The sequence below is a fragment of the Paraeggerthella sp. genome, from assembly GCF_048427265.1.
Classification (GTDB): domain Bacteria; phylum Actinomycetota; class Coriobacteriia; order Coriobacteriales; family Eggerthellaceae; genus Paraeggerthella; species Paraeggerthella hominis.
This window is the reverse complement of sequence record NZ_DBFOSR010000027.1, coordinates 20,801-27,037: the sequence shown is the minus strand read 5'-3', so window position 1 is coordinate 27,037 and position 6,237 is coordinate 20,801. Positions and strand designations below refer to the sequence as shown.

Sequence of the window (6,237 nt, the reverse complement as noted above, 5' to 3'; positions counted from 1 at the left end):
CACCGAAGTGGAACCGCTCGACGGCTTCTACCCCGCCGAAGACTACCATCAAGACTACCTGGCCAAGAACCCCGGAGGCTACTGCCATATCCACCTGGGAGCGGCCGACGAGTTCGCGCGGCGAACCGGCCTGCAGGAAGGCCGCCCCTGCATCGAGCACGACGGGCTGTGCGAAGCCGTGGACACCCCGGGCGTGCGCAAGCTCGACCACGACCTATGCGCATCGGCCGGCTGCGATCCGCAAGACGCGCCCTGCGTCGATCCGAACGATCCCGAAACGGCGGCCCAGCTCATCCGAGCGCAAGGCTACGCCGCCCCCGACGATGACCTGCTCAAGCAAACGCTCGACGAATCCCAGTACCGCGTCGTGCGGCGCAACGCCACCGAGCGACCGTTCTCCCACCCGTACGATCACCTGTTCAAACGCGGAATCTACGTGGACGTAACCAGCGGAGAACCGCTATTCTCGTCCGCCGATAAGTTCGACTCCGGTTGCGGTTGGCCGGCGTTTTCGCGCCCCATCGCCCGCAGCGTGGTAACCGAGCACCTTGATCACAGCCTGGGCACCCTGCGCACCGAGGTGCGCAGCAACGCCGGAGACGCCCATCTTGGGCACGTGTTCTCGGACGGCCCCGCGCAAAGCGGCGGGCTTCGCTACTGCATCAACGGCGCAGCTCTTCGCTTCGTCCCCTACGACCGCATGGACGCGGAAGGCTACGGCTACCTCAAGCCGCTGGTCTAAAACCGCCGTCCTCGACCAAGCGCGCTAGCAAGAGCTGCAGCTGGGATCCCCGTCCAAGCTGCAGCTGCGCTCGCGCTCGCGGCTGCGGTGCCGGAAGCGCAGGAGCGCGCCCGCGGCAACCGACAGGATCATCTGCACGATGGTGACCGAGATCCAGATGCCGTCCAGCCCGAACGCCCACGCCATACCGAACACCACGGCAACGACAAGGACGGCTTCGCCGTACACGATGGCGTTCGACGCTTTCGCATCGTCCACCGCATAGAAGTAGGACGTGGATGCGTGCGTGAAGCCGTAGAACACGTACGCCGTCGAGAACACGGGCAGCGCCCAGGCGATGAGCCCCGTGGTTTCGGGCGAGGCGCCGAACAGCAGCGGCACCTGATGGCGCAGCAGGTACATAGCGGCCAGGCCGATCACGCCCAAGCTGATGGTGATGAGGTAGTTGGTGTTGCGGAAGCGCCGAACGGCGTCGGCGTCGCCCGACCCGTAGTAGCGTGAGATGAGCGGCTGTGACCCGTCGCCCACGCCCTGGATGAGCATCTGGATCACGCAAGCCGTGTACGACACCACCGCGTACGCCGCGAGCGCCGTCTCGCCGCCGTAGGTTGCCAGGTTCACGTTGATGGCCACAACCGTGGCTTCGGGCAAGAGCGTAAGGCCGAACGGGGCCAATCCCAGCTTGAGGGCATGTGCGGCTATCCTGCCGTCTATACGCAGATCGGCGCGGCTGATGCGGTTCTCTTTGCGCAGGAAGAAGCCGGCAACCAGCACGAATGCGGCAATTTGGGACAAAACCGTGGCCTCGGCGGCGCCCGCCGTTCCCATGCTCAGCGCAATCACGAACACGTAGTCGAGCACCACGTTCATGAGCCCTGCCAGCACCTGCACCGCCATGGCGAAGGCGACCTTGCCCTGGTTTCTAATGAGCGGCGTGCAGCCCGTCACCATAATCTGAAACGGCACGCCCCAAGCGATGACCCCGATATAGGAGATGGCCTGGTTGAGCGTTTCGCCGCGCCCGCCCAAAAGCTCGCAGACGGGACCCGCGAACAAAAACAGCAGCGCCATGATGGGAATCGAGGCCAGAAGCAGCATGAGAAACGTCGTGCCCACCGCACGCCGCGATTTTTCCTCGTCGCCCGCGCCGCGCGCGATGGAGGATATCACGCCGCCGCCCATGCCCACGCCCGTGCCCACCGCCATGATGAACGCGACCACGGGAAACGCCACGTTGATGCCAGCCAAGCCGGCGTCGCCCACGGCATGCCCCACGAAGATGCCGTCGACGATGCTGTATACGCCCGCCAACGTGAACGTGAGCATCGTAGGGATTATGTACTTAAGGTACTCGCGTACCATGCTTTTCTTGATCATGCCGATTCTCCGCTGCGGATCTTGCCCTGAAATGTTCCGGATGGTACTCTAAACCTTAAAGCTGCTTGAAGGTAAACCCGCCCGAGCAGGATTCTCGGAATCTCCAAACAAACAGGAGCCAGGTCAGGATGGGAGAAGCGCCGTGAACGCAACGCCGCGCTACTACGACATCAAGGACGCAGCGCGCTGTCTGGGCGTTGCCCCTTCCACGCTGCGCTACTGGGAAAGCCAGGGGCTTGTCCGCGCAAGCCGCGACGAGCGCAACGACTACCGGCGATACGCGCTGCACGACGTGCTCGAAGCAGGCGAGATCGCCTTTTACCGCCAGCTGGGCGTGCCGGTGCGCGACCTGGCAAGCTATCGGGCCATGTCCATCAGCGCGCTTGACGATGCGCTCGGACGCACTGAAGACAGCATCGAGCAGCGCATCGCGGAACTTGAGACCATGCGGACGCGCCTCGCCCGCCAACGCTCGCTCAACGCCGTGGCCGAGGAGTTGAGGGTTTCCGGGATGCGCCCGGCAACGCCCGCCATCGAACGTCTGACCAGCATCGACTACAACACGTCCGTACCGTGGAACGCGCTCATAGACGAGCCATGGTGCTACGCCGTGCTGATACGAGCCGAAGACCCCTCCGTCGTGCACGAAGCCGTGGCCGACGAAGCAGGGAGCGCTTCCCCGCTTTGGGTGCGCACGCCTTCCGACAACGAGCGCACCTGTCGGGAATGCCTGCTCAAAACCACGCCGGAGCTTGACGGCAACAACGCAGCCGAGCTGTTCGACGCTGCGACCCGTTCCGGCCTGCATCCTCGCGCTTTGGTGGGCACGTACCTGGTGACCGCAACCGAACCCGAAGACGGATCCCGTTGGGATTACTACCGGTCTTGGATCGTGACGTAGCCCGACAAGCGGGCAGGCGGCAAAGCCGGCCGAGGCGAACCGTCGAGCCGAACTCGCCGTAATCCGATGCGCCGTCAAGCCGCTATCGGTGCAGCTCCCCATTCCAAGACCGTAAAAGCCTCGCTGGCGTTTCGGAAGGTGGAAGGGGACGTCTGCGCACGGCAGCGTCAGATGCCCTGGTTTTTGCACGATTCTTTCCCCAATGTTGCGTCCGAGAGGCGTACGAAGAGGCGGACATCGACGAGACCGCGCGTTTTGCCTGGTCGCGATCATTCGCCGCCGGCGGACGGGCCTCAACATGCACTCGCGCGCAACATTGGGGAAAGAATCGTGCACGGAGGAACGACCCCGTCGCGTCGCGCAAAAAAGGAGCCGCATGCTGCGGCTCCCTTTGCGATAGCACATTAGGATGCTAGCTTAGCCCAGCATCGCCAAGATGTTCTGCTTCGGCTGCACGCCCACAGCCTGCTGCTTGACCTGGCCGTTTTCGAATACGACAAGCGTCGGGACGCTCATCACGCCGTAGCGCTGGGCCACATCCGGGCTCTGGTCGATGTCCACCTTGTAAACGGCCGCCTTGCCGGCCACTTCGCTGGACACCTCGTCAAGCGTGGGGGCGAGCATCTTGCACGGTCCGCACCACGTGGCGAAAAAGTCCACGAGCACCGGTCCCTGCGCGTCGAGCACCTTGGACTGGAAATCAGCAGAAGAGATAACCTCGCTCATAACAACCTCCTTTACTTGGCGACGCCTCCTTCGGGGAAGCCACGCCGCTCGAACCGAGCTTGCGCATCGGCTCTTCGTTCATTTGCGTGTATTTTAACCGGAAGCCGCACATGCTGCATCAAATGTTACCAAATAGGGGATAAATCTAGAGAAACCCGACATATCGGGCCGCAGCAACCTTGAAACGAACCCGCTATAATAATGCGGATCAGAGAAAGGACCCGCATGAGCATCCAATCCTCCGCACGCGAACCCTTCGTTCAGCACGCCGCCCGAGCCAAGTCCAAAGAGCCCGGGGCCAACCCGGACACCGCACCTTCGTCCCTGTACCCTCCCGCTTGGGACGGGCATGCGGCATCGCCGGTCAACCTCGTGCTGGAAGGCGGCGCGATGCGCGGACAGTTCACCGCCGGCGTCCTGGACTTCTTCATGGACCAGAAGCTGTTCTGCGAGCGCGTGATCGGCGTGTCGGCGGGAGCGCTGTGCGGGTACAACTACGTGGCCGGCCAAAACGGGCGAGCATGCTACCTCAACATGAAGTACTGCGATGATTGGCGCTACCTGTCCATGAAAAGCTTCGTGCGCACCGGCAACGCCTGCGGCCGCGCGTTCACGTTCGACGAGATTCCCAACGTGCTCGAACCGTTCAACTACCCCGCCTTCGACCAATCGCCCATGCAGTTGGTGGCGGTTTCCAGCAACTTGAGGACGGGCGAAGCAGACTACCACGAGTTCACCGACTCGGCAGCCGACCTTCCCTACCTTATTGCGTCGTCGTCCATGCCCCTGGTCAGCCAGATCGTCGACATCGACGGCAAACTGCTGCTCGACGGCGGAACCTGCGACAGCGTGCCCATCGTATACTCCATGCTCACGGGCGCGAAAAAGCACATCGTGGTCCTGACGCAAGCCGCGGACTTCGTAAAAACGCCGAACAAGCTCATGGCTATCCTTCGCCAGCGCTACGCGCTGTACCCGTACTTCCTCGAACGCCTGCAGCATCGCCATTACGACTACAATCGCATGTACCGCGCGCTCCCCCGCCTGCAAGACGAGGGAAAGCTGTTTCTCATACAGCCGCCCGAGCCGGTGACCATAGGAAACATGGAAAAAGATCCGGACAAGCTGCTGGCCCTGTACGAACAAGGTTACGGCGAGGCGGCCAAGCGCTGGCCTGCGCTCCAGGCGTATCTGGAACGGTAGCGCGCACCGCTAGTCTTCGCAGCCATCGCGATTATCGGGGTTTTCCAGACGCTCGCCAGCGTCGTGGTTGCGGGCGTCCTGCGCCCGAAACTCAGACACGAACCCGGCCGAGAATATGCCTGCCGGAATGGCCACCACGCCGATGGACAGCACCATGGTGACGAACCCGACGAAGCGTCCCAGCGCCGTAACGGGCACCAGGTCTCCGTACCCGGTCGACGTAATGGTGGTCATGGCCCAGTACATGCCCGTGAGCACGCTGTCGAACTTATCGGGCTGCACCGGGTTCTCCACTTGGTACATGAGCACGCTTGCCGTAACGGTGAGCAGGCCCAGCACCATGAACGACGCGATGATCTCGGACCGGCGCTTGTGAAAGACGCGCGCGATGGAGCGTAGACCCCGCATGTAGCGGGACAGCTTGATGAGGCGGATCAGGCGCACGATGCGCGCGGCGTTAAGCGCCGAAGGCGATACCGGAACAAGAAACACCAGCAAACCGGGCAGAAACGCCAGCAAATCGATAACGCCCATGGGCGAGAGCGCGTAGCGGGCGCGGGCGCGCAGCGGCGACAGCCCGGCGTGCGCAAGGTCGGCCACCCACAGCCGTGCAAGGTACTCCACGCCGAAGCATACGCTCGATGCCAGTCCGAACGCCAGGAAAACCTGGGAGAGCGCATAGGGAACCCCGGGGTTCGAGTCGACGAACACCAGCAACGCGTTCAGCACGATCAGGACGAAGAGTCCCACGCCCACGACGCGCGCGAGTCCGTGCGCGCCCGACAAATCTTCGAGCGCCAGGTAAACCTGCTGCTTGAAGCGCGACGCGCGATCGAACCGCGTTTTCCCTTCTCCCGCCATCGCCATCCGCCCCGTTTCGTCCGAGAGGAACGCTACGCCTGCTCGAGCGTGACGGCAGTGCCCGAAGCGGTCACCATCAGCATGTTGCCCTGGCCGAGCACCTCGTAGTCGATGTCGACGCCGACCACCGCATGAGCACCCATTACCGCGGCACGCTGCTCAAGCTCCTGAAGCGCTTCGGTGCGCGCCTGGGTAAGTTCCTGCTCGTAACCTTCGCTGCGCCCGCCCACGATGTTGCGAATCCCCGCGCCGAAGTCGCGCAGGAAGTTGACGCCCGTGATAACCTCTCCGAAAACGACGCCGTAATAACCAGAGATGCGGTACCCATCGACAGAGGGCGTGGTGGTAACGATCATGAAACGCTCCTTCTCGTAACTGCAGTACGTGTACCTTCGAAGCATACCATGTCTGCCGATGTCTCATTGCG

At 62.9% G+C, this 6,237-nt stretch carries 7 protein-coding genes; 3 read left to right on the top strand and 4 right to left on the bottom strand.

Annotated elements, in window-relative coordinates:
* A partial coding sequence (msrB, locus tag ACMNI9_RS02920; RefSeq protein ID WP_418830785.1) for a peptide-methionine (R)-S-oxide reductase MsrB occupies window positions 1-742 on the top strand: 742 nt, incomplete at its 5' end.
* Window positions 743-766: 24 nt separating this feature from the next.
* Here the strand turns inward: msrB and ACMNI9_RS02915 are convergent.
* Window positions 767-2,119 (bottom strand): MATE family efflux transporter, encoded by a 1,353-nt coding sequence (locus ACMNI9_RS02915; protein ID WP_114566973.1) that lies wholly within the window; start codon window positions 2,117-2,119, stop codon window positions 767-769.
* A 142-nt stretch (window positions 2,120-2,261) separates the two neighbouring features.
* On the opposite strand from ACMNI9_RS02915, the gene ACMNI9_RS02910 reads away from it, so the two are divergent.
* Entirely contained in the window at window positions 2,262-3,020 is a 759-nt protein-coding gene (locus tag ACMNI9_RS02910) for a MerR family transcriptional regulator (RefSeq protein ID WP_418830784.1), read from the top strand.
* A gap of 417 nt (window positions 3,021-3,437) precedes the next feature.
* Here ACMNI9_RS02910 and trxA read toward each other — a convergent pair whose 3' ends face one another.
* Window positions 3,438-3,746, bottom strand: a complete 309-nt coding sequence (gene trxA, locus ACMNI9_RS02905) for a thioredoxin (RefSeq protein ID WP_114566974.1) — start codon at window positions 3,744-3,746, stop codon at window positions 3,438-3,440.
* A gap of 225 nt (window positions 3,747-3,971) precedes the next feature.
* Between trxA and ACMNI9_RS02900 the strand changes: the two genes are divergently transcribed.
* The gene (locus ACMNI9_RS02900) at window positions 3,972-4,949 is read left to right on the top strand and encodes a patatin-like phospholipase family protein (protein WP_418830783.1); all 978 of its coding nucleotides are present in this window, start codon (window positions 3,972-3,974) and stop codon (window positions 4,947-4,949) included.
* Between the two features lie 9 nt (window positions 4,950-4,958).
* On the opposite strand, the gene ACMNI9_RS02895 is transcribed toward ACMNI9_RS02900, so the two are convergent.
* Window positions 4,959-5,816 carry an ion transporter gene (locus tag ACMNI9_RS02895; RefSeq protein WP_418830782.1) on the bottom strand — a complete coding sequence of 286 codons (858 nt, stop codon included), beginning with the start codon at window positions 5,814-5,816 and terminating at the stop codon, window positions 4,959-4,961.
* 26 nt (window positions 5,817-5,842) lie between these two features.
* The gene (locus ACMNI9_RS02890; protein ID WP_114566977.1) at window positions 5,843-6,166 is read right to left on the bottom strand and encodes a heavy metal-binding domain-containing protein; all 324 of its coding nucleotides are present in this window, start codon (window positions 6,164-6,166) and stop codon (window positions 5,843-5,845) included.
* Window positions 6,167-6,237 lie beyond the last annotated feature (71 nt).

Coding starts and splice junctions, on each gene's coding strand:
- ACMNI9_RS02890 (WP_114566977.1), bottom strand. CDS start 6,166: ATGATCGTTACCACCACGCCCTCTGTCGATGGGTACCGCATCTCTGGT.
- trxA (WP_114566974.1), bottom strand. CDS start 3,746: ATGAGCGAGGTTATCTCTTCTGCTGATTTCCAGTCCAAGGTGCTCGAC.
- ACMNI9_RS02900 (WP_418830783.1), top strand. CDS start 3,972: ATGAGCATCCAATCCTCCGCACGCGAACCCTTCGTTCAGCACGCCGCC.
- ACMNI9_RS02915 (WP_114566973.1), bottom strand. CDS start 2,119: ATGATCAAGAAAAGCATGGTACGCGAGTACCTTAAGTACATAATCCCT.
- ACMNI9_RS02895 (WP_418830782.1), bottom strand. CDS start 5,816: ATGGCGATGGCGGGAGAAGGGAAAACGCGGTTCGATCGCGCGTCGCGC.